Origin of the sequence: Cryptosporangium sp. NPDC048952, assembly GCF_043197895.1 — a bacterium.
In the GTDB taxonomy this organism is placed as follows: domain Bacteria; phylum Actinomycetota; class Actinomycetes; order Mycobacteriales; family Cryptosporangiaceae; genus Cryptosporangium.
In genome coordinates this window covers 282,345-303,503 of the sequence record NZ_JBICTY010000007.1, presented here as the reverse complement: position 1 = coordinate 303,503, position 21,159 = coordinate 282,345, and the positions used below count along the sequence as shown (strand labels likewise).

19 protein-coding genes and 1 pseudogene are annotated in these 21,159 nt (G+C 71.0%); 9 read left to right on the top strand and 11 right to left on the bottom strand.

What is annotated here, in order from left to right; genetic code table 11:
- The first annotated feature begins 7 nt into the window (after window positions 1-7).
- Genes ACGFY5_RS35040 through ACGFY5_RS35020 form a run of 5 tightly spaced genes read left to right on the top strand, consistent with a single transcriptional unit; the run spans window position 8 to window position 3,874 of the window.
- Complete coding sequence (locus tag ACGFY5_RS35040; RefSeq protein WP_392727046.1) at window positions 8-829, top strand: ABC transporter ATP-binding protein; 822 nt, start codon at window positions 8-10, stop codon at window positions 827-829.
- Window positions 826-1,647, top strand: coding sequence for an ABC transporter permease (locus tag ACGFY5_RS35035; RefSeq protein WP_392727043.1), 822 nt, complete (start codon window positions 826-828; stop codon window positions 1,645-1,647). Before ACGFY5_RS35040 ends, ACGFY5_RS35035 begins: the two co-directional genes overlap by 4 nt.
- Window positions 1,644-2,966 (top strand): sensor histidine kinase, encoded by a 1,323-nt coding sequence (locus ACGFY5_RS35030; RefSeq protein WP_392727040.1) that lies wholly within the window; start codon window positions 1,644-1,646, stop codon window positions 2,964-2,966. The genes ACGFY5_RS35035 and ACGFY5_RS35030 overlap by 4 nt, the downstream gene beginning before the upstream one ends.
- The gene (locus tag ACGFY5_RS35025; protein WP_392727037.1) at window positions 2,963-3,580 is read left to right on the top strand and encodes a response regulator; all 618 of its coding nucleotides are present in this window, start codon (window positions 2,963-2,965) and stop codon (window positions 3,578-3,580) included. Before ACGFY5_RS35030 ends, ACGFY5_RS35025 begins: the two co-directional genes overlap by 4 nt.
- A gap of 15 nt (window positions 3,581-3,595) precedes the next feature.
- Complete coding sequence (locus ACGFY5_RS35020; protein ID WP_392727034.1) at window positions 3,596-3,874, top strand: DUF2277 domain-containing protein; 279 nt, start codon at window positions 3,596-3,598, stop codon at window positions 3,872-3,874.
- Here the strand turns inward: ACGFY5_RS35020 and ACGFY5_RS35015 are convergent.
- Window positions 3,854-4,993, bottom strand: coding sequence for an acyl-CoA dehydrogenase family protein (locus ACGFY5_RS35015; protein ID WP_392727032.1), 1,140 nt, complete (start codon window positions 4,991-4,993; stop codon window positions 3,854-3,856). The two genes, ACGFY5_RS35020 and ACGFY5_RS35015, sit on opposite strands and share 21 nt — an antisense overlap.
- A gap of 66 nt (window positions 4,994-5,059) precedes the next feature.
- Between ACGFY5_RS35015 and ACGFY5_RS35010 the strand changes: the two genes are divergently transcribed.
- Window positions 5,060-5,659, top strand: coding sequence for a TetR/AcrR family transcriptional regulator (locus ACGFY5_RS35010; RefSeq protein ID WP_392727030.1), 600 nt, complete (start codon window positions 5,060-5,062; stop codon window positions 5,657-5,659).
- On the opposite strand, the gene ACGFY5_RS35005 is transcribed toward ACGFY5_RS35010, so the two are convergent.
- Window positions 5,628-6,488 (bottom strand): alpha/beta fold hydrolase, encoded by an 861-nt coding sequence (locus ACGFY5_RS35005; protein WP_392727028.1) that lies wholly within the window; start codon window positions 6,486-6,488, stop codon window positions 5,628-5,630. The two genes, ACGFY5_RS35010 and ACGFY5_RS35005, sit on opposite strands and share 32 nt — an antisense overlap.
- A 63-nt stretch (window positions 6,489-6,551) precedes the next feature.
- On the opposite strand from ACGFY5_RS35005, the gene ACGFY5_RS35000 reads away from it, so the two are divergent.
- Window positions 6,552-10,199, top strand: coding sequence for a BTAD domain-containing putative transcriptional regulator (locus ACGFY5_RS35000; RefSeq protein WP_392727025.1), 3,648 nt, complete (start codon window positions 6,552-6,554; stop codon window positions 10,197-10,199).
- Between the two features lie 30 nt (window positions 10,200-10,229).
- Here the strand turns inward: ACGFY5_RS35000 and ACGFY5_RS34995 are convergent, their stop codons facing one another.
- From ACGFY5_RS34995 to ACGFY5_RS34985, 3 genes and pseudogenes are all read right to left on the bottom strand, one after another.
- Entirely contained in the window at window positions 10,230-10,604 is a 375-nt protein-coding gene (locus ACGFY5_RS34995) for a hypothetical protein (protein ID WP_392727024.1), read from the bottom strand.
- Window positions 10,605-10,721: 117 nt separating this feature from the next.
- Window positions 10,722-12,284, bottom strand: coding sequence for a diguanylate cyclase (locus ACGFY5_RS34990; protein WP_392727021.1), 1,563 nt, complete (start codon window positions 12,282-12,284; stop codon window positions 10,722-10,724).
- 216 nt (window positions 12,285-12,500) lie between these two features.
- Window positions 12,501-12,705, bottom strand: a pseudogene (locus ACGFY5_RS34985) (methyl-accepting chemotaxis protein); the annotation flags it as partial.
- Between the two features lie 213 nt (window positions 12,706-12,918).
- Between ACGFY5_RS34985 and ACGFY5_RS34980 the strand changes: the two are divergent.
- Window positions 12,919-13,251, top strand: coding sequence for a hypothetical protein (locus tag ACGFY5_RS34980; RefSeq protein WP_392727019.1), 333 nt, complete (start codon window positions 12,919-12,921; stop codon window positions 13,249-13,251).
- A 118-nt stretch (window positions 13,252-13,369) separates the two neighbouring features.
- The gene (locus tag ACGFY5_RS34975; RefSeq protein ID WP_392727016.1) at window positions 13,370-15,094 is read left to right on the top strand and encodes an ABC transporter substrate-binding protein; all 1,725 of its coding nucleotides are present in this window, start codon (window positions 13,370-13,372) and stop codon (window positions 15,092-15,094) included.
- Window positions 15,095-15,164: 70 nt separating this feature from the next.
- Here the strand turns inward: ACGFY5_RS34975 and ACGFY5_RS34970 are convergent, their stop codons facing one another.
- From ACGFY5_RS34970 to ACGFY5_RS34945, 6 genes are all read right to left on the bottom strand, one after another.
- A complete protein-coding gene (locus ACGFY5_RS34970; protein WP_392727015.1) occupies window positions 15,165-16,736 on the bottom strand; it encodes an ABC transporter permease in 1,572 nt (523 codons plus the stop codon).
- Window positions 16,736-17,617, bottom strand: a complete 882-nt coding sequence (locus ACGFY5_RS34965; protein WP_392727012.1) for an ATP-binding cassette domain-containing protein — start codon at window positions 17,615-17,617, stop codon at window positions 16,736-16,738. Before ACGFY5_RS34965 ends, ACGFY5_RS34970 begins: the two co-directional genes overlap by 1 nt.
- 11 nt (window positions 17,618-17,628) lie before the next feature.
- On the bottom strand, window positions 17,629-18,255 hold the full coding sequence (locus ACGFY5_RS34960) for a TetR/AcrR family transcriptional regulator (protein WP_392727011.1): 627 nt from the start codon (window positions 18,253-18,255) through the stop codon (window positions 17,629-17,631).
- Between the two features lie 48 nt (window positions 18,256-18,303).
- On the bottom strand, window positions 18,304-19,026 hold the full coding sequence (locus ACGFY5_RS34955) for an SDR family oxidoreductase (protein ID WP_392727009.1): 723 nt from the start codon (window positions 19,024-19,026) through the stop codon (window positions 18,304-18,306).
- 39 nt (window positions 19,027-19,065) lie between these two features.
- On the bottom strand, window positions 19,066-20,091 hold the full coding sequence (locus ACGFY5_RS34950) for a diguanylate cyclase domain-containing protein (protein WP_392727006.1): 1,026 nt from the start codon (window positions 20,089-20,091) through the stop codon (window positions 19,066-19,068).
- 241 nt (window positions 20,092-20,332) lie between these two features.
- Window positions 20,333-21,130, bottom strand: a complete 798-nt coding sequence (locus ACGFY5_RS34945) for an HpcH/HpaI aldolase/citrate lyase family protein (RefSeq protein ID WP_392727003.1) — start codon at window positions 21,128-21,130, stop codon at window positions 20,333-20,335.
- Window positions 21,131-21,159: the final 29 nt, after the last annotated feature.

Below are 21,159 nucleotides of genomic sequence, written 5' to 3'. Positions count from 1 at the left end.
TCGATGCATGGCTGTCATCGAGGTATCCGAGCTCCGTAAAGCGTACGGCGGACACACCGCCGTCGACGGCGTCGACCTGCGGGTCGAGCGCGGCGAAGTGTTCGGGCTGCTGGGCCCGAACGGCGCCGGAAAGACCACGACCGTGGAGATCCTGGAGGGCCACCGCCGCCGGGACGGCGGTGAGGTGCGTGTCCTCGGCGAAGACCCCGGCACCGCCGGGCGGCGGTGGCGTGCGCAGCTGGGCATCGTGCTGCAGAGCGGGTCCGACGCTCCCGAACTCACGGTCCGCGAGATCGTCCGGCACGTCGCCGGCTACTACCCCGACCCCCGCGACCCCGACGCGGTGATCGCCCAGTGCGGCCTCGACGAGAAGGCCGGGGCGAAGCTCCGCACGCTCTCCGGCGGCCAGCGCCGCCGCGTCGACGTGGCGCTCGGGATCGTCGGCAATCCGCAGTTGCTCTTTCTGGACGAGCCGACGACGGGGTTCGACCCGGAGGCGCGCCGGAGCTTTTGGACGCTCATCCGCGGGTTGGCGGACGACGGTACGACGATCGTGCTCACCAGCCACTACCTGGACGAGGTCGAGGCGCTGGCCGGTCGCCTGGCGGTGCTGGTCGGCGGGCGGGTCGTCGCCGAGGGGACTCCGCGGGACGTCGGCGGGCGCAACGGTGAGTCCACGGTGAGCTGGCGGGATGCGAACGGTGAGCACCGGGTGGCGACATCCACCCCGAACGACGTACTCGCCACCCTCGACCACCCCACCGACCTGCGGGTCGAACGCCGCAGCCTCGAAGACGTCTACCTCGACCTGATCGGAGAGGCACGATGAACACTCTCACTGCCCCGCTGCCCTCGACGCTCAGCCTCGGGATCTCGCGTGGGTTCCTCGAGATCAAGCAGTTCTTCCGCGAGAAGGACGCGGTGATCTTCACGTTCACGCTGCCGGCGTTCATCCTGCTGATGCTCGGCTTCATTTTCGACGAGCCGCTGGACGGGTTTCCCGGGACCACGGTGTCGCAGATCTTCGCGGCGAGCATGATCGCATACGGCATCCTGTCGACGGCGTTCCTGAGCATCGGCACCGGCATCGCCACCGACCGCGAGGACGGCACGCTCAAGCGGTTGCACGGCACGCCGGTCACCGCGTCCGCGTATCTGATCGGCAAGATCATGCTGGTCACGGTCACGACGGCGGCCGAGATCGCGCTGGTGCTCGGCGTCGGTGTCGTGGTTTTCGACCTGCAGTTGCCGTCCGACATCGGCCGATGGGTGACGCTCGGCTGGCTGTTCGCGCTGTCGGTGATCGCGTGCACGCTGTTCGGGATCGCGGTCAGTGCGATGGTGCGGTCGGCGAAGGGTGCCGCGGCGGTGCTGAACCTGCCGGTGCTCGGGCTGCAGTTCGTCTCGGGGATCTTCGTCGACATCGGCTCGCTTCCGGAGACGATGGTGAAGATCGCATCGGTCTTCCCGGTGAAGTGGATGGGGCAGGGGTTCCGGTCGGTGTTCCTGCCGGACGAACTGGCGGCGCAGGAGGTGGCGGGGCAGTGGGAGCTCGGGAGGGTCGCCCTGGTGCTGGGCGCCTGGTGCGTGGCCGGTCTGATCCTCGCGCTGGCGACGTTCCGCTGGAACGACCGGCGAACCCGGTGACCACCCCCCACCCGCCGGCCGCCGGGCACCCCCCGGCGGCCGCGGCCGCGCCCGCGGCCGCCTCGGCCGCGCCCGGCGGTGGCGCCTCGGCCACACCCGGCGCGGCGGGGCTCGTGCGGCGGGTCGCGCGCGCCTTTTCGGTCGCCACCGATACGTCGCGGCGGTGGCTGTGGCCGTGGGACGCCTACCTCGGGGTGTGCCTGACCGCGCTGATCGTCGTGGTCGGCTCGGACAGCGAGGTCTCGCACAACCGGCGCGCGATCGCGATCGGCTGCCTCGCGCTGATGGCGGTCAGCTGGGCCGTCGCCGGCCGCCGTGTCGCCCGCGACGACGACCTCGACCGCGCCCCGGACTCCCCGGGCGCACGCCTGTACGTCGCCGCGATCATCGTCCTCTTCTGCGCCGCGGTACTGGCCGACGGCCTCGCGTCGTTCGCGCTGTTCGTCGGCTGCCCGATCGCGTTCCTGTGCCTTCGCCTGCGCGCGGGAATCGTCGCCGTCACGATCCTCAACCTCGCCCCGATCCCGCTCAACGCGATCCGCGAAGGCTCGCTCGACGAGGCCAAGGGAACCATCGGCATCGCGGTACTCGGCCTCGCTTTCACGGTGCTGATCGGCGTCTCGATCGTCAACATCAGCAAGCAGAGCGCGGAACGTGCGCAGCTGATCGCTGAGCTCGAAGCCAGCCGGGCCGAGGTGGAGGCCCTGTCCCACCAGGCGGGGGTGGCGGCCGAACGCGCCCGGCTCGCCGCGGAGATCCACGACACGCTGGCGCAGGGCTTCACCAGCATCGTCACGCTGGTGCAGGCCGCCGAGACCGAGCTCGACACCGACCGCCCGGCCGCCGGGAGGCGCCTGGCGCTGACCGTCCGTACGGCGCGGGAGAATCTCGCCGAGGCGCGGGCGATGGTCACCGTGCTCGCGCCGGCCGAGTTGCGGCCGGGCACGCTCGTCGAGGTGATCGAGAAGCAGGTCACCCGTCTGACCGAGGAGACCGGCATCGACGCCACGTGCGCCGTCGACGTCCCGTCGACTCTGCCTACGCGTGTGGACGTGGTACTCGTGCGGGCCGTTCAGGAAGCGCTGACGAACGTGCGCAAGCACGCCGGTGCCTCGAGTGTCACGGTCGACCTGATCGCTCACGACGACGTCGTCACGCTCACGATCGACGACGACGGCGCCGGGTTCGACGTCGAGGCCCACCCGCCCGGCTACGGCCTGCCCGGCATGCGCAGCCGGGTCGAGCAGCTCGGCGGCACGCTCACGCTCCGCTCGGCGCCCGGCGCGGGCACCACAGTGACCTGCGAGGTACCCCGATGATCACGGTGCTGCTGGTGGACGATCACCCGGTCGTCCGGGACGGGCTGCGCGGCATGCTCGACGCCGAGGAGGACCTCGAGGTCGTGGGGGAGGCCGGGTCCGGTCCGGAGGCGGTGGTCCTCGCCAGGACGCTGCTGCCGGACGTCGTCCTGATGGATCTGCGGATGCCGGGTGGGGACGGCGCGACCGCCACCGGTCGCATCCGGGCGGAAGTGCAAACGACGCACGTCGTGGTTCTGACGACGTACGACACGGACGCGGACATCCTGCGCGCCGTCGACGCGGGAGCAGCCGGTTACCTGCTGAAGGACGCGTCGCGGGCGGAGCTCACCGCGGCCGTGCGGGCGGCGAGCCGGGGTGAGACCGTGCTCGCGCCGTCGGTGGCCGGGCGGCTGGTGCGCCAGGTGCGCAGCCCGGCCGCACCGCAGCTGTCGGCGCGGGAGATCGAGGTGCTCGGCCTGGTCGCGCAGGGACTCACGAACGCCGACATCGGCAAGCGCCTGCACATCAGCGAGGCGACGGTGAAAACGCACCTGCTGCGGACGTTCACCAAGCTCGACGTCTCCGACCGCACGGCCGCGGTGACGACGGCGATGGCGCGCGGGTTGCTCTAGTTCTACGGTCGAGGCATGTGCCGGAACATCACCGAGCTCCGTGGCCTGCAGCCGCCCGCCACCGAGGACGAGATCACCGCGGCGGCGGCCCAGTTCATCCGCAAGATCACCGGGATCGGCAAGCCGAATCCGAGCGTCGCGCCCGCGGTGGACGAGGCGGTGCAGCAGATCGCCGAGATCACCCGCGAACTGCTCGCCCAGCTCCCCGCGCGCCGCGGCGAGCCCACCACCGTGCCACCCCTGCGCCGCCCCGCGGTCCGCGCCCGCCTCGGCCTAGGCCCCTTCGAAGGCTAGCGTCCGGCTGATCACCAGGCGCTGGATCTGGTTCGTGCCCTCGAAGATCTGCATGATCTTCGCCTCACGCATGTACCGCTCGACGGGGAAGTCACGCGTGTACCCGTAACCACCCAGCACCTGCACGGCGTCCGTGGTCACCTTCATCGCCGCATCGGTAGCGACCAACTTCGCGACGCTCGCCTGGCGGCTGTACGGCCTGCCCGCGTCACGGCGGCGGGCGGCGTCGAGATAGGTGGCTCGGGCGGAATCGACGGCGGCGGCCATGTCCGCGAGCAGGAACCCCAGCCCCTGGTGGTCGAGGATCTTGCGGCCGAAGGCCGTGCGCTCGTTGGCGTAGGCGGTGGCGGTGTCGAGGGCTGCCTGCGCGAGGCCGGTCGCGCACGCGGCGATCCCGAGCCGGCCGGAGTCCAGCGCGCTGAACGCGATCTGCAGCCCCTGGCCCTCGGCGCCGATCAGACGGTCCTCGGAGAGGAACGCGCCGTCCCAGTACGCGGCCGTCGTCGGGATCGCGTGCAGCCCCATCTTCTGCTCCGGCGCACCGAATGTGAGGCCCTCGACGGCGCCCGGGGCGTGGAAGCAGCTGATACCGCCCGGTGCGCGCACGAACAGCGCGTAATAGTCGGCTTTCCCGCCGTGGGTGATCCACGCTTTCTGACCGGTCACCGCGTAACCACCGGCGGCCGGCTCGGCCCGGCACATCAGTGCGGCCGCATCCGAGCCCGCCTGCGGCTCGGACAGGCTGTACCCACCGATCAGCGAACCCCCCAGCATCGACGGCAACCACCGCTCCTGCTGAGCAGCGGTCCCGAACGTCGCCAGCGGATGACACGACAGTCCGTGCACGCTCGTGGCCACCGCGACCGCCGCCCACCGCGCCGCCAGCTCCTCGAGCACCTGCAGGTACACCTCGTACGGCTGCGCCCCGCCACCGAACTCCTCGGGATACGGCAGCCCGAGCAACCCGGCCTCGCCGAGCGTCGCGAACAGGCCCTCCGGATAGGTCTCGGCGCGTTCGTGCGCGTCGACCCGTGGCGCGAGTTCCTTGTCGGCGATCTCCCGGGTCAGGTCGAGGAGGTCGGCGGCTTCCGACGTGGGGAGCAGACGGTCAACGGGCATGCCGTTTACGGTACCACTAACGGTACTGTGGGACCCGTGACAATAGCCGTGGCACAATCTCGCGACGTGACTGTTCGCCGCGGCGCCGCCCGGCGCACGGAACTGCTGGACGCACTGGTGGAGCTCCTCCTCGCCGAGGGCTTCGCGTCGTTCACGCTCGACGACCTCGCCGCCCGCCTGCACTGCTCGAAGCGCACGCTGTACGCGCTGGCCAGCAGCAAGGAGCAGCTCGTGCGTGCGGCCGTGGTGCACTTCTTCCGGAACGCCACGGTGACCGTCGAACAGGCCACCGCAGGCGTCTCCGATCCGGCGGGCCGTATCGCCGCTTACCTGCAGGCCGTGGCCGACGCGCTGCGCCCGGCGTCGGCAGCGTTCATCGACGACGTGGCGGCGTTCGCACCGGCCACGGAGATCTACGAGCGCAACACCCGTGCCGCCGCGACGCGGATCCGCGAGTTCGTCGACGACGGCGTCGCCGCCGGGGCGTTCCGCGACGTGCACACCGGCTTCGTCGCGGACGTCGTCGCCTCGACGATGGTGCGGATCCAGCGACGCGAGGTGGCCGCGACCACGGGGTTGTCCGACGCCGAGGCCTACACCGAGCTCGCCGTGCTCGTCACCACCGGCCTGCGGATCACCGAGTCAGCAGGTCACGGATCGCCTTGATGACCTCGGCCGGGGCTTCCTCCGCCATGAAGTGCCCGGCGGACACCAGGCGGTGGTCCAGGTCGGCCGCCCACGCGCCCCAGATCCCGGCGGCGTCGAAGCCGAGCGCGGCGCCCCAGTCCTGCTGGAGCACGGTGACGGGCATCTGCAGTTTGTTGCCTGCCGTCTGGTCCGCCAGATCGTGCTCGATGTCGATGCTCGCCGTAGCGCGGTAATCGGCCACGATCGAGCGCACCGCGTTCCGCGACGCGCGCAAATACTCGGCGCGCACGTCAGCCGGAATCGCGTCCGGATTCTGCGCCCATGCGTCGAGGAACGAACCGAAGAACTCGTCCGGCACCGCGCCGATCATCTTCTCGGGCAGACCGGGCGGCTGCGCCATCAGGAACAGGTGGTACCCGACCGCCGCGTTCACCCCGTGCAGCACGTTCCAGCTCTCCAGCGTCGGGAGCACGTCGAGCGAGGCCAGGTGGGTGATCGTCGCCGGGTGGTCGAGGCCCGCGCGGATCGCCACGAGCGCGCCACGGTCGTGCCCGACCAGCGCGAACCGCTCGTGCCCCAGCGCCTTCGCGAGGTTCACGACGTCCGCCGCCATCGTCCGCTTGGAGTAGTCGTCGGCGGGCTTGTCGCTGTCGCCGTACCCCCGCAGGTCGGGAACGATGACCGTGTGGTCCGCGACCAGGTCGGCGGCCACGTGTCGCCACATCAGGTGGGTCTGCGGGAAGCCGTGCAGCAGCACGATCGGGGTGCCGGTGCCCGCCGTGGCCACGTTGAGTGCGACCCCGTCGGCGACGGGAACCTGCTGGTAGTCGAATCCTTGGATGTGCATGGGACCTACTGTGCGCCGGGTTGATCAGCGGTCGATCAGCAGCGACTGAGTAGGGTTCTCCTCGTGCTGCGGTTCGGTGTGCTGGGTCCGCTCGTGGCACACGCCGATTCAGGTCCGCTGGACCTGAAAGGCCCCAGGCACCGGGCGGTACTGGCCCGCTTGCTGGTGGCACGCGGCCGCATGGTTCCCGTTGATACTTTGATCGACGATATGTGGGGCGCCGCTGCACCGATGGGTGCGGTCGGCGCAGTGCAGACATTCGTCGCGGCGCTGCGGAAGTCCTTGGAGCCCGACCGGGCGCCCCGGGCGCCCGCGAGCGTACTGGTGACCTTGGGCCGGGGCTACGCCCTCCGGATCGCCCCCGAGGCAGTAGACGCCCTACGCTTCGAAACCACCCTCACGACAACCCGAGCCCTCCTGACCACCCCGCGCGCCACCCCCGCCCACGCGCCGGGCGGCGGTGGTGTGGGCGGCTCCGTGCCGGGCGGCGGTGGTGTGGGCGGCTCCGTGCCGCGGGGCGGTGGTGTGGGCGGGGACCCGCCGCTGGACGCCGGGGCGACTGAGAGTGCGGAACAGGCGCTGGAGCGGTTGGATCGTGCGTTGGGGGAGTGGCGGGGGCCCGCGTATGCGGAGTTCGCGGACCTCGCGTGGGCGCGGGGGGAAGCGGCTCGGCTGGACGAGCTGCGGCTGCTGGCGTTCGAGCGTCGGGCGGAGGCGCTGCTGCTGCTCGGGCATCCGGCGGAGGTGGTGCCCGACCTGGAGGCGCAGGTGGACGCCCGCCCGGGCCGCGAAGGGGCGTGGCGACTGTTCGCGCTCGCGCTCTACCGCTCCGGGCGCCAGAGCGACGCACTGGCCGCCCTCCGCCGCGCCCGACGAGTCCTCGCCGAGAGCGCCGGCCTCGACCCGGGCCCCGACCTCCAGCGCCTGGAAGCCGACATCCTGGCCCACTCGCCAACCTTGGCGCGACCGGACCCCCTCGCCCACGCCGCACCAACGGTCACCCCAAACCCTGCGGCCACACCGAACGCAGATCGCGCGCCCCACGACGGCGCCACCACGGCGCTCCCAGAACAAGCAGACGCGCCCGCAGCAACGACGAGCCCGACTGCGGCGCTGTCGGGGCGGTCGGGCGAGACCGCGGCCCCGATGGGCGAGACCGCGGCGCCGATGGGCGAGACCGCGGCCCCGATGGGCGAGACCGCGGCCCCGATGGGCGCGACTGCGGAGCTGACGGGGTGGGCTGACGCGACCGCGGGGCTGACGGAGTTGGCGGGACTGGCGGGCGCGACTGCGGGGCTGTTGGGGCTGGTGGGGCGGGTGGGTGAGATCTCGCAGCTGGCAGCGGCGGCCGCTGACGTGCGGGCGCGGCGGGTGGCGCGGCTCGTGCTCCTGTCCGGCGAGGCCGGTGCCGGTAAGACCGCCCTGGTGAGCGCCTTCGCCGACCACCTCAGCAGGGAGGGCTGGACCACCGCCTGGGGCACAAACCCCGACGACCCCGGCCTCCCGGACAACTGGGCCTGGACCCAGATCCTCGAAACCCTCCCCACCACCCGCCCGGGTACGGACCGCCCGGAAGCGCGGGAAGTGGCACCAGGTGCCGCGGCCACGCGGTTCGAACGGCATCGGGCCGTGATCGACCGGCTCGAGACGGTCGCCCGCCACAATCCGCTGCTGATTGTCGTCGATGATGTGCATTGGGCAGGAACCGAGACGCTGGGGATGCTCGCCGCCGCGGTGACCGAACCACCAGCCGGACCGGTACTGATCATCGCGACGTACCGCTCGACGGACCTGCCGCCGGGGCTCGCGGAGACTCTCGGCCGGGTCGCGCGCGCGGAGCCCACCCGGGTCTACCTGGGCGGACTCCCCGCCGGCGACGTACCGGCGCTGGTGCGCGCCACGATCGGACGCAGCGTCGACCCCGACACCGCAACACTGATCCACCGCCGCACCGGCGGTAACCCGTTCTTCGTCCGGGAGCTGGCGCGGCTGGTCGCTGCGGACGGCGACCTGACCGCTGTGCCACCGGGCGTCCGGGACGTGGTCCGCTACCGGCTCGCGGCCCTGCCCGGACCGACACAGGCGATCCTGCGCCAGGCCGCAGTGCTCGGTCCGGACCTGGACACCGCACTCCAGACCGTGCTCTCCGACGACGCGAACTCGGTCCTGGACGCGGTGGACCTCGCCACCACCCGGGGCTTCCTCGTCGAACGCGACCCGCACCGCTTCGCGTTCGCCCACGCGCTGGTGCGTGACGCCCTCGCGTCCGACGTGTCCGCCGCCCGCCGCGCGAGCTGGCACGCCGCCGCCGCGCGGGCCCTCGAGACCCTCCGCCCGGACGACGTCGAAGCCCTGGCCCACCACTACCTGCTGGCCGGCGACCCAGCCGATCGCATCGTCCACTACTCCCGCGCCGCCGCCGAACGCGCGGAACGTCGCGCGGCCCCCGCCGACGCCCTCCGCTACTGGACCGCGGCCCTCACCGCCTATGACGCGGGGGACGTCCGAATCCGGCTGGACCTCGTCATGGGCACCGTCCGCGCACTGGCCTTGACCGGCCGACTCGCCGCCGCGCGAACCCGCCGCGCCGAGGCGGTCGATCTCGCCGACGCGATCGGCGACCCCCTCCTCACCGCCCGCGTGATCGCCGCCTTCGACACTCCGGCGCTGTGGCCCGACGCCGACGATCCGGCGCTGGCGCGGCACGTCGCCGAGGTCACCGAGCGCACGCTCGCGGCGCTCCCCACCGACCGGATCGCCGACCGCAGCCGCCTGCTCGCCACGCTCGCGCTGGAACTTCGCAGCGCCGGGGGAGCCCGGGCCGCCGATGCGGCCCACGAAGCCGAACGCCTCGCCCGAGGGCTCGGCGACTCCGGTGTGCTCGCGTTCGCGCTCAACGCCCGGTTCATGCATTCATTCGGACGCTCTGGGCTTGCTTCCGAGCGGGCTCGTATCGGTGCGGAGCTGGTCGAGCTCTCGGCGCGGGACGAGCTCCGGACGTTCGAGATCCTCGGGCACCTCATCGCGATGCAGGCACGGTCCGCTCTCGCCGATTTCGTCGCCGCGGACGAGCACGCGGACACCGTGGACCGGCTCGGTGAGCGGTACCAGTCCCCACTGGTGACCGTGTTCACCGACTGGTACCGGGCGATGCGGGCGTCGGTGGTCGGGCGGTCGGATGCGGCGGCCTTGTATCGCGCGGCCGCGGTGCATCTCGGGGGGACGGAGATGTCCGGGATGGATCGGGGGATCGCGCCGTTCGCGCGGTTCTGCGAGGCTTCGCGTCGCGGCGAGCCGCTCGCCCCGTTCGCGGGTGAAGACTTCGGCTCGTTCACCCCGTGGACCCGCCCGTTCCTTCACGCCGACCTCGCTCCCGCACCTGACGCGGCGGGACCCGGCTCCGCGGAGGCTGCGGAGGTGCCGGAGTCGCCCCGGGACCTCCTGTACGAGGCGCGCACGTGTCTGCACGCGCTGGTCGCGCTCCGGGGCCGTGACCGCGAGCTGATGGAGCGCCTGTACGACGCGCTCCTGCCCGCCCGGGACGAACTCGCCGGCGCGGGCAGCGGCCTGCTCACGCTGCATCCGGTAGCCCACTACCTGAGCGACCTGGCGAGCGCGCTCCACCGCCCCGCCGAAGCCGCCGCCCACCACCGTCAAGCCCTACGCGTCCTGCACCGAGCCCAGAACGATGTGCCGTTGGGCTCGCTATGACGAGCCCAACGCCACATCGTTCGGGCGGGACTAGCGGTAGCGGAAGCCGTCGAAGAAGCGGCGGAACACGCCCCCGGAGCGGGGGAGCGGCGCGGCCTGGGGCGGGGCGGTGGCCATGCGCCGGGCGATCGGCTGGTCGTAGTCGGTGCGGACGATCGCGTCGATCGCCTGCTGCTCGTCGAAGTACTCCGACCCTTCGATCGTCGGCACGAACCCCACCAACACGCCGTTGCGCATCACCTGGGCCTCGAGGCCGGCGGTACCGTCCGAATCCCAGATCGCCTGGCGCCCCTGCGACAGGTTCACGCCCACCCCGAACTGGTACACGCTGACCTTGGCCGGAAACGCGTCCACACCCCGGTCGCGGAGGGCGTCGACCACCCGTCGTGCTCGGTTCTCTTCCAACGTGCCGCTTGCTCCTCGTGAGTCCGCCGATCCCTACGATCATGCCCGGCACTAACCAAGATTCTGCTGTGACCGGCCTTTCGGTGGACTTTCGCCGTCGAACGGGACGTGCCCCCCTTACGACACCGACGTCGCCAGTTCCACTCGGTCTCGACCGTTGCGTTTTGCGGCGTACAGGGCGAGATCCGCCGCCTCCAGCAGGGCGTCGGCAGCAAAAGGACCGTCACCACAGGCGACGCCCGCGCTGAAACTGACCCGCACCGAACCGCCGGCGACCTGCAGTGGCGTGCCCGCCACGATCGACCGCAGCCGGTCGACGCACGTGTGCGCGTCGTCACTGGTCAACCCAGGTAAGAGCAGCACGAACTCCTCCCCGCCGTAGCGCGCGAGCACGTCGCACGGCCGCACCGCGGACGCGAGCAGGTGCGCCACCGCGACCAGAACCCGGTCGCCTGCCGCATGTCCGTAGCGATCGTTCACCTGCTTGAAGTGATCGACGTCGATCAGCGCGACGCTGAGCGGACCGGTGTGGTTCCGCTCGGCGTCGGACAGGACGCTCATCAGGTGTCGCCGGTTGTGCAGCCCGGTGAGCGCGTCGCGCACCGCCTGTTCGGCCAGGTCGGCGCGGAGCCTCTCGATCGTCGCGATCTGTCGCCGGAGCTGGTCGTTCGCGGCCTCCAGGGCGCGGTGTTGTTCGCGGTACTGGGTGACGTCCCGGGCGATCATGACCCAGCCCGCGAACGAGCCGGTGCGGTCCCGGATCACCCGGGTACGGATCTCCAGCTCCAGGCCGAGCCGCTCGGACGCGAACACGAAGTCCGCGTCGACCTGCGTGAGCAGGGGAAACGTGGGGTCGATCGAGTCGACGTGCACGCCGATCGGATCGGCGATCCAGGGCGCGGTGCCGATGATCATCTCCCGGCCGGCCTCGTTGGCGTCCGCGACGCAGCCGTCCCGGTCGATCACGACGACGCCGTCCGCCAGTGCGTCGATGAGTTGCGCGCGGGCGATCGGCAGCAGTTCGATCGAATTGCGGGTCAGTGCGCCGTACGCGAGGGCGGAACTGATCACGGTGCCGATCAGCGTCAGGTCGTTGTTCTTCACGACCAGGGCCGCGAGCAGGTTGACCACTATCGGCGGCATCGCGATGACGAACAGCCAGCACGACGCCCGGCGCGTGAACGCCGATCGCCGGTACGCGTAGCGCAACGACCGGTACGCGCAGCTCAGGGTCAGCGCGTAACAGTAGACGTAATGCAGCCAGTAGCCCACGCCGAAGACCGGTTGCCAGGAACCATCGGCGGCGCGGTGGACGCCGTCGAAGAACACGCCGGTGGCCAGCGCGACGACCACGAGCACGGGCTCGACGCCGAGCAGCAACAACACCCGGCGGCGTGGACGCCACGGACGACCGGCGAAGACCTCGGCGAGCCCCAGGTAGCCCACCACGATCAGCGCGTGCCCGGCGACCCCGACGGTCGCGAGGGGCAGGGCCAGGTCCGGATCGCCCTGGTGGGCGTTGATCGCGGCAGCCACCGACCAGCCGGCGATCCCGGCGGTCGCGACGGCCAGGGGGGTGCCGGCCGGAACGACGGCGCGGTTGCGGTACGCGAGGGTGGCCGTGAGGGCACCGATGACCGCGCTGGCGGAAAAAGCGGCTGTGAGGACCACACCCCACATGGGCCCCGCCCCTCCCTCGTGCTCCGCCACCGCGAAGGGCCCCACACTAGCTAACTCAACGAACGGCCGGATGCACTCTGCGCGAGATACGGGGCTTTCCCGAATACTCCTCGCGTTCGTCGGGCTGCGCTCCGCCGAGCCGGGCCAACGCGCGCTCGGCGTCCTGGCCGCGCTGACGCAGGAGGTCGACGCTGCGCCGGATCGCGTCGCTGCCGTCGGCGGTACGCGTCGCCAGGTCCTTCACCTCGGACGCGACGACGGCGAACCCGCGTCCGGCCGCACCGGCGCGAGCGGCTTCGACGGAGGCGTTGAGCGCGAGCAGCTTGGTCTGTTCGGCGACGCTGTGCAGCAGCGTGACGAACGCCTCGATGTCGGCGCTCGCCTCCACCACCGCGCGGATCGCGTCGGCGGATTCCTGCATCGCGTCGCCCGTCTGCACCGCAACCCCCTGTAGTCGTCGACCCATGGCTACAGGTCGGCCGGCGCGGAGCCCGGCTGAGCGGATGTAGCCCGGATCACGCCTTCTGGTGCTGGTGGGAAATCTGGGACGAATGAGTCCGTTACTGCTCTGAACAGGGAGCCGTCGCGCTGCGTGTACGGCATGGGGGCACCGCACGAGCCGAAGAAGGTAGCCATGCCAGACGTCGTCTACGCGCTCTACGGCGATCCGGGGACCCGGGCCGACCGGCAACCACGCTGGGTGGTGTGTGCCGACCAGCTGCCCGCCGCGCTGGCCGCCCTGCACCAGTGTGGACTGTGTGATCTGCAGGTCCGCACCGGTGACGGTCGTCCGCTCGCCCACGCCGACCTCGCCACCCGGTACGTCGGAACCGACGAGTTCTGCGGCTTCCACGTCTTCGAGGCGGCGGTGACGCTCCAGGGCGAGGAGCTCGTCCGCACCCGGTACGCGGTGCCGGACTGCGCGTGCACCGCGATGCCCCACCGCCTCGCCGTGACGACGGTTTGAGCCCGGAACCTATTTGTTATCTATTTCTGTGAATTCCGGTTGCGGTCCGTGTTGATTCGCACGTCTCCTGTGATCACACGGGAGGAGACGCGCGACGATGCGACGACCGGAGAGATTCTTGACCGTAGGTGTTCTGGCTGTAGCGCTCGCGGCAGCGGGCTGTAGCAAGAACACCGGACAGAGCGACGACGAAGAGAAGCAGGAAGCCGCCACCCAGACCGCGGTACTGGCGGAGAACTCCGATGGCCCCGCGCCGGATGTTCCCGGCGCCAAGGCAGGCGGCACCGTCACGATCTACACGAGCGGCGACTTCGAGCACCTCGATCCACAGCAGAACTACGTCGTGCCGTCGCAGACGACCGGCTCCAACCTGCTGTACCGCAGCCTCCTGCAGTACCGCGAGAACGGGGACGGCAAGCTCGAGCTCGTCGGTGACCTCACCACCAACACCGGTGAGGAGTCCAACGGCGGTAAGACGTGGAAGTTCACGCTGAAGGACGGCCTGAAGTACGAGGACGGCTCGGCGATCACGGCGAACGACGTGGCCTACGGCGTCGCCCGCTCGTTCAGCCCCGACCTGCCCAACGGCCCGCACTACATCCAGCAGTGGCTCGCCGGCAGCGGTGACTACAACGCCAAGTACAAGGGTCCGTACGACGGTGGCGCGAAGATCCCGCCGAACGTCGAGGTGCCCGATGCAAAAACAATAATCTTCAACTTCCCGACGCCACACGCGGACGCGCCGTTCGCGATGGCACTGCCGACGACCACGCCGGTGCCGCCGAGCAAGGACACCAAGGTCCAGTACGACAACCGGCCGTTCTCGTCCGGTCCGTACAAAATCGAGGAGTACCGGCGCGGCCAGAAGATGACGCTGGTCCGCAACACGAACTGGGACCCGAAGACGGACCCGATCCGGCACCAGTTCCCGGAGCGCTACGTCATCGACTTCACCCGCACCGCCGAGCAGGCCAGCGAGCTGCTGCTCGCCGACCAGGGAGCCTCGCAGAGCGGGTTGTCCTTCCAGGACGTGCAGGTTCCGGCCAGTGTCTACCCGAAGGTGATCGCGAACCCGGACGCGAAGAAGCGGATCCTCACCGGCACGACGCAGTTCGTCTGGATGTTCGACTTCAACATGCAGCGGGTGAAGGACATCAACGTCCGGAAGGCGTTCAACTACGCGCTGGACCGCGAGGGCCTGCTGAAGGTGTGGGGTTCGTACTCCGGTGACCCGGCGACGACGATCCTGTCGCCGACGACGTCCGGGTACGAGGAGTACAACGCGTACGACGGTGGGAAGAACGGTGATCCGGCCAAGGCGAAGGAACTGCTCGGCGGTAAGCGGGTACCGCTGACCTACGCGTACCGGAACACCGAGCGCAACCAGGCGGTGGCGGCGTTCCTGCGCAGCAGCATGAAGGAAGCCGGGTTCGATCTGACGATCCAGCCGGTCGACGAGGACCAGTACTACACGGTGCTCGGAGCGAAGGACAACCAGTTCGACGTGTACATGCAGGGCTGGGGGTCGGACTGGCCGGGCGGTGCCGCGATCATTCCGCCGCTGTTCGACGGGCGGGCGATCACGCCGACCGGTAACCAGAACCTGTCGTACCTGAACGACGACAAGGTCAACAAGGACATGGACGAGATCCTGGCGCTGCCCGACCTCACCGAGGCGAGCAAGCGGTGGGCGGCGCTCGACAAGGACATGATGACGCGGATCGTGCCGATCGCTCCGGCGATCTACGACAAGCAGACGACGATGTACGGCTCGAGGATCGGGGGCATCTATCTCAGCGCCCCGTACGGCAACTCGGGCCTGAACAACCTGTTCGTGAAGTGAGCCGCCGCCGGGGTGGCCGCGCCGACGCGCGACCACCCCGGCGGGGTCGGGCGCCGACACTGGTCGGTGGTCAGCCGACGTCTCGGCGGCGGAAGCCTATGAGACCGGCGGCGCTCAGCGCCGCCGCCACCACCGTGAGCCACCCGAGCGGTGCGAAGCGGAGGGAGTCGCCTGGGAGTTTGGGGATGTGGGCGAAGGGTGAGACGTCGATGAGCCACTGGCTCAACCCCAGCAGGGCGCCGAGTTCGAGCGCGACGAAGCACGCGATGAGGCCACCCCAGGTCAGCACGCTCAGGCGCGGCACGAGCCCGAACAGCGCCGCACCGAACCCGGCGAGCACCCACGCAGCGGGCGTCTGCACGAGGGCCGCCTCGAGCAGCCGGGGCACCTGCCCGCCCACGTCCGACGTCGCCAACCCGTACGTCACCCCACCGGCCAGCCCGGCCACTGCGAGCAACAGCGGCGTCCCGAGCACCGCGAACGCCAGATGGCTCAGGACCCACTGCACGCGCCCGACCGGCGTCGCGAGCAGCGGCTCGACGCGCTGCGACGCCTCCTCGGAGTGCAGCCGCAACGTCGCCTGCACCGTGTAGGCGGCGATCGTCAGCCCCAGGATCCCGAACACCGCGGCCAGGTACGCGTCGGTGATCCCGGCGTCCCCACCGAGCCGCGCCAGCACGTCGTTGAGTTTCTCGTTCGACGACACCGAATCGGTCAGCCCGTTCGCCGAGCCACCCAGCACGGCCCCGGCGAACACCATCGCGACGATCCACCCGAACAGCACCCCGCGCTGCAGCCGCCACGCCAGCGCGAACGGCGAGCCGAGCGTGCCGGCTTCGGGCGCCGCCCGCTCCGGCACCAGACTCGCCCCCACGTCCCGGCGCTCGACGAGCGCGTACGCCACGCCCACGCACCCGAAGGACACGGCCAGCGAGAGCACCGGCACCCACCAGCGCTCGTCCGCGTAGGCACGCGTCCGCATCGCCCACCCGAGCGGAGACACCCAGCTCACCCACGTCGAACCGGTATCTCCGAGCGCCCGCAACAGATAAGCCGCACCGAGCGCACCGGCGGCGATTCCGGTCGCGGAGCGGCCGGCTCCGACCAGCTGCGCGGCAACGGCGGCCACCCCCGCGAACAGCAGCCCGGTCACCGCGGTGGCCAGTCCGAACGCGACCGATCCCGCAACCGCCAACCCGGTCGCGGCGAGGAAGGCGGCCACCAGGACACCAGCAACGACATTCGCGATCGACGCCACGAGCAGCGCCGCGGTGAGCGGTGCGTACCGCCCGGTCGCCGCCGACCCGACCAGCTCCAGGCGGCCGGTCTCCTCCTCGGTGCGGGTGTGCCGCACGACGGTCAGCAGGCTCATCAACGCGACCAGGATGAACTCGGTCGCGCCGATCTTCCACGCGGTGAGCCCGCCGAGCGTCACCGAGAACAGCGAACCGTTGATCGCCTCGAGTGCGGGATTGGCGAGGATGCCGCTGACGTCCTGAATGTCTGCGTCGGTGGGGTAGAGGTCCATGTACTGCGCGGCGGTGGCCGCCGGCAGGACCGCGAGCACGAGGACCCAGATCGGGAGGCGCACCCGGTCGAGCCGCAAGCCCAGGCGGAGCAGAGTCAGAGTCCCGGCAAACATCAGGCCACCGCCTCGTAGTGCGAGAGGAAGAGCTCCTCCAGCGTCGGCGGGCGGCTCTCCAGGCTGCGGATCCCTATCCCGGCGAGCTGGCGCATCACGTGGTCCAGGTCGGCGTTGTCCACCGTGAACGTCACGCGGTCCCCACGGACCACCAGGTCGTGGATACGGTCCAGGCCCGTCGCCGGCGCCGCCAGCTCCGCGCGGATCGACGTCCGGCTGAGGTGACGCAGTTCGGTGAGCGTGCCGGACTCCACCGCGCGCCCGTCCCGGATGATCGTCACCCGGTCGGCGAGCGCCTCCACCTCGGACAGGATGTGGCTGGAGAGCAGGACGGTACGGCCCTCCTCGGCGATGAACTCGGTCACCGACTCGCGGAAGACCTCCTCCATCAGCGGGTCCAGACCGGACGTCGGCTCGTCGAGCAGCAGCAGTTCCGCCTCGGACGCGAACGCGGCGACCAGCGCGACTTTCTGCCGGTTGCCCTTGGAGTACGCGCGGCCCTTCTTGCGCGGGTCGAGCTGGAAGCGTTCGAGCAGCTCGGTGCGGCGCTTCGGGTTGATGCCGCCGCGCAGCCGCCCGAGCAGGTCGATGATCTCGCCGCCGGAGAGGTTCGGCCAGAGCGTGACGTCGCCCGGGACGTAGGCGAGGCGCCGGTGCAGTTCGGTCGCGTCCTTCCACGGGTCACCGTCGAGGAGGCGTACGGTGCCGCCGTCGGAGCGCGCCAGCCCCAGCAGGATGCGGATCGTGGTGGTCTTCCCGGCGCCGTTCGGGCCGAGGAATCCGTGGACCTCGCCGGTGCGGACGGACAGGTCGAGGCCGTTGAGTGCCCGGGTAGGGCCGAAGTTCTTGGTGAGACCCGACACGGAAATGGCGTCGGACATCATGGGCTCCCTTATGGAGTTTCGGGGTAGAGGGCGGCTCGCGCTTGTTCGGCGAGTTCGGTGCTGATCAGGACGTGCGAGTAGATGTCGAGCATCGCCATCGCGACGCGCCGGTCGCCGTCGTCGGAGAGGATGTCGACGCCGAGCACACGGGACAGGTGCTCGTGGAGCAGCGGGATGCCGAGGACCATTGCGGTGTACAGGGCGCCGCGGGTGTGGTGGTCGGTGAGGGGTTGGTCGGTGCGGGTCTCGTCCGCGGCGGCGATCCACTGCGTCGTCATCGCGGCGATCTGGTCGAACATGATCGCGATCGTCGGTGAGCCGTCCAGCAGCCCGCGAGCGAAGTAGCGCTGGAACGGCCGGAGCGCGTCGCGGTCGACCGACGAGGCGAAGTTGCCGGTCTTGCTCGCGGACGAGGCGTCGTCGTTCGCGCGGCGGATCTCGTCCATGACGTAGGCGTCCACGGCGTCCCGCAGCGCCTCCTTGGACCCGAAGTGGTGCCGGAGCAGTCCGGGGGAGACCCCGGCCTCGGCGGCGATGCTGCGGATCGTGGCTTTCTGGAAACCGACGTCGGCGAACTGTGCCAGCGCGGCCTGCCGGATGCGGGCGCGGGCGGTGAGGTCGTCGGGGTCGGGCACTACGTTGTCCCTTCGGCTATACGTTTGGATAGCCGACTGTACGCCTGTCTAGGGATTCATGACATACCGTGCCGGGATCTCTCCGCCGCCGTGCACGGCGAGGTCGGCTCCGTTGACGTAGGAAGCCAGGTCGCTGCCCAGGTAGAGGCAGGCGTTCGCGATGTCGGCGGGTTCAGCGAGACGTCCGGCGGGGATCAGGCTCGCGGTCTGTTCCGTGTAGCGGTCCGCCTCGGTGCGGATCAGACCCGCGGTGATGTGGTTGACCCGCACGCTCGGGCCCCATTCCAGCGCCAGCGCCTTCGTGAGGGTGAGTAAGCCGGCCTTCGCCGCGGAGTACGCCGCCGTTCCCGGCTGCGGGTCCGTTGCCGAGACACTGCCGATGTTGACGATGCTCCCGCCACGGTTCTTCATGACGTCGTACGCGGCTTGGGAGACGTAGAACGGCGCGAGCAGATTGAGCGCGACGATCTTCTCGAAGAAGCGTGGGGAGACCGTGGCGGCGTCGGCGTCAGGGGAGCCGCCGGCGTTGTTGATCAGGACGTCGAGGCGGCCGAAGTGGTCGAGGGTGGTGTCGACGAGCGCTCGGCAGGACGCCGGGTCGCGGACGTCGGTCCGGACGAACAGGCCGGGGGTGGGCTGTGGGGGTTCGTTGCGGGCGCACACCACGATGTCCGCGCCGGCCTTGCCGAACGTCTCGGCGATCACGCGCCCGATGCCCTTGGTGCCGCCGGTGACCAGCACGGTCCGTCCGGTGTAGTCCAGCGCCGCCATAGCCGCTCCTTCGCGTCGGTGTGCGGCGACCCTACTCAGTTACGACGCGACGGACAGCCGTCGCACGGGGCCGGCGGCTTGGCGGGCGCGTCCCATGGCGGCGTCGGCGTCGTCGACGATCTCGTCGAACGAGGCTCCGGTGCCGGGAGCGCGCAGCGCGACGCCGATCGAGCCGCCGATCGTCACCGTGTGACCGTCGGCGGTGATCGGCGCCCGCAACACGCCGATCAGGCGTTCTGCGACCGCGGTCGCGGCGTCGGCGTCCAGGACCCCGCCGAGCACCAGCCCGAACTCCTCCGCGCCGAGCCGCGCGGCGACGTCGCCGGGCCCGACCATGCTGCGCAGCCGGTCGGCCACCGCGCACAGCACGTCGTCCCCGGCGCGGGGGCCGAGCGTCGCGGTGATCTGACCGAAGCGGTCGAGGTCGAGGAGCAGGAACGCGGTGAAGCCGTCGGCGTGGCCTTCGTGCAGGGCCGATTCGAGGCGCTGACGCAGCAGGTCCCGGTTGGCCAGGCCGGTGAGTGGGTCGTGGTACGCGCGGTGCAGCAATTCCTCGGTGAGCGCGAGCCCGGCCAGGCTCGCCGCCACCTGACTGCTCCACGAGCTGATCGCCGCACGCACCTGCGGGCTGAGCGGCGTGTTCGCCGCCACCGACAGGGCGCCGACGTCGCGGCCGCCGGCGCGCAGCCGGATGACCAGGACTCCACCCCGGCGCGGCGCGAGGTCGGACTCCTGCCGCTCGAGGTAGATCGCCTCGCCCCGGCGGAGCGCGGCGACCAGGTGCTCGGGGAGTTCGTCGAACTCCACCGTGCGACCGATCGCGCTCGCGGTGCGCTCGCCGGCCGTGGCGACGATTTCGTGGCGCAGGTCGTGGCCGATGCCGAGCATCACCCGGACGCCCTTCGCGCCACCGCTGCGAGCGATCGCCGCCGCCGTCTCGACCGCTGTGCTCTGCACGACGTCCCGGTCACTGACCGCGGCGAGCCGGGCCGCACCCTCCGCGACCGCCCGCTCGCGCTCCAGGGCCTGGTCGCGCAGCGCTCTCTTCGGTCGCTGAACGCGCATCACCGGTCGGTACGTCGGTCGGTGGGTAGACCTCGGTGACCGGGGCCGCACGGACTCCAGCTGATCACCGACGCCGACCTTCCCGACGCCGGGAAATGCCCCCGCAGGCGTCGGAACGTTTCGCCGCCCGATCGGCAGCCGAGCCCTCCACCTGAGCCGAACTCCCACCCGGCGTCCCGCCGGAGCCGCGCGGCCGGCGTCCGGGCGGGCCTCGGCGAGGCCGGATGCCCGCGGCCGGGCGCTATGCGCGGCGGAGGAGGGTTTCGGCGTGGCGGAGGACGGGGGAGTCGACCATGCGGCCTTCGAAGCGGAACACGCCGCGTTCGGTGCGGGCGGCTTCGAGGACGCGCCGGGCCCAGTCGACCTCCCCGGCCGGGGGCGTGTAGGCCGCGCGGATCACCGGAACCTGCGACGGATGGATCGCGACCGTCCCGTCGAACCCGACCGCTACCGCGTCCTCGGCCTCCGCGCGTTGCCCGTCGACGTCGGCGATGTCGAGGTGCACGGTGTCGAGCGCGAGCCGCCCGTACGACTTCGCGGCCAGCAGCGTCGTGGACCGGACGTGCTGGTGCACGTCCCGGAACCGCCCGTCGGCATGGCGCGCGGAACTTCCACCGAGCGCGGCGGTCAGGTCCTCCGGCCCCCACATCAGGCCGATCGTGTTCTCCGCGGCGGCGAGTTCCGCCGCTGCGAGGGCACCCCGCGGCGATTCGATCAGCGCGATGACGTCGAACGGGCGAAGCGCGTGAACCTGAGCCGCGGATTCGGCCTTCGGCAGCATCACCCGCTGGTACGGGGTGTCGCGGAGCGCCTTCAGGTCCGAGGTCGGGTCGCCCGCGTTGATGCGCACGACCGTGCGCGCCGGATCGAGCGGCGTCTCGGCGAGCGCGCGCCGCGCAGCGTCCTTGGAGTCCGCGGCGACCGCGTCCTCCAGATCGAGGATCACGACGTCCGCGGCGGCCGCAGCCTTGCCGTACCGGTCGGGCCGATCGGCCGGACAGAACAACCACGCCGGCCCCGAGGGCACCCACTCGCTCATCTGACCCCGCTACTCAGTTAATCGTGACT

Excerpts from the sequence above, each read along its gene's own strand:
- ACGFY5_RS35040 (WP_392727046.1), top strand. The coding sequence starts at position 8 with ATGGCTGTCATCGAGGTATCCGAGCTCCGTAAAGCGTACGGCGGACAC.
- ACGFY5_RS35035 (WP_392727043.1), top strand. The coding sequence starts at position 826 with ATGAACACTCTCACTGCCCCGCTGCCCTCGACGCTCAGCCTCGGGATC.
- ACGFY5_RS35025 (WP_392727037.1), top strand. The coding sequence starts at position 2,963 with ATGATCACGGTGCTGCTGGTGGACGATCACCCGGTCGTCCGGGACGGG.
- ACGFY5_RS35020 (WP_392727034.1), top strand. The coding sequence starts at position 3,596 with ATGTGCCGGAACATCACCGAGCTCCGTGGCCTGCAGCCGCCCGCCACC.
- ACGFY5_RS35015 (WP_392727032.1), bottom strand. The coding sequence starts at position 4,993 with ATGCCCGTTGACCGTCTGCTCCCCACGTCGGAAGCCGCCGACCTCCTC.
- ACGFY5_RS35005 (WP_392727028.1), bottom strand. The coding sequence starts at position 6,488 with ATGCACATCCAAGGATTCGACTACCAGCAGGTTCCCGTCGCCGACGGG.
- ACGFY5_RS34990 (WP_392727021.1), bottom strand. The coding sequence starts at position 12,284 with ATGTGGGGTGTGGTCCTCACAGCCGCTTTTTCCGCCAGCGCGGTCATC.
- ACGFY5_RS34980 (WP_392727019.1), top strand. The coding sequence starts at position 12,919 with ATGCCAGACGTCGTCTACGCGCTCTACGGCGATCCGGGGACCCGGGCC.
- ACGFY5_RS34970 (WP_392727015.1), bottom strand. The coding sequence starts at position 16,736 with ATGTTTGCCGGGACTCTGACTCTGCTCCGCCTGGGCTTGCGGCTCGAC.
- ACGFY5_RS34965 (WP_392727012.1), bottom strand. The coding sequence starts at position 17,617 with ATGTCCGACGCCATTTCCGTGTCGGGTCTCACCAAGAACTTCGGCCCT.
- ACGFY5_RS34955 (WP_392727009.1), bottom strand. The coding sequence starts at position 19,026 with ATGGCGGCGCTGGACTACACCGGACGGACCGTGCTGGTCACCGGCGGC.
- ACGFY5_RS34950 (WP_392727006.1), bottom strand. The coding sequence starts at position 20,091 with ATGCGCGTTCAGCGACCGAAGAGAGCGCTGCGCGACCAGGCCCTGGAG.
- ACGFY5_RS34945 (WP_392727003.1), bottom strand. The coding sequence starts at position 21,130 with ATGAGCGAGTGGGTGCCCTCGGGGCCGGCGTGGTTGTTCTGTCCGGCC.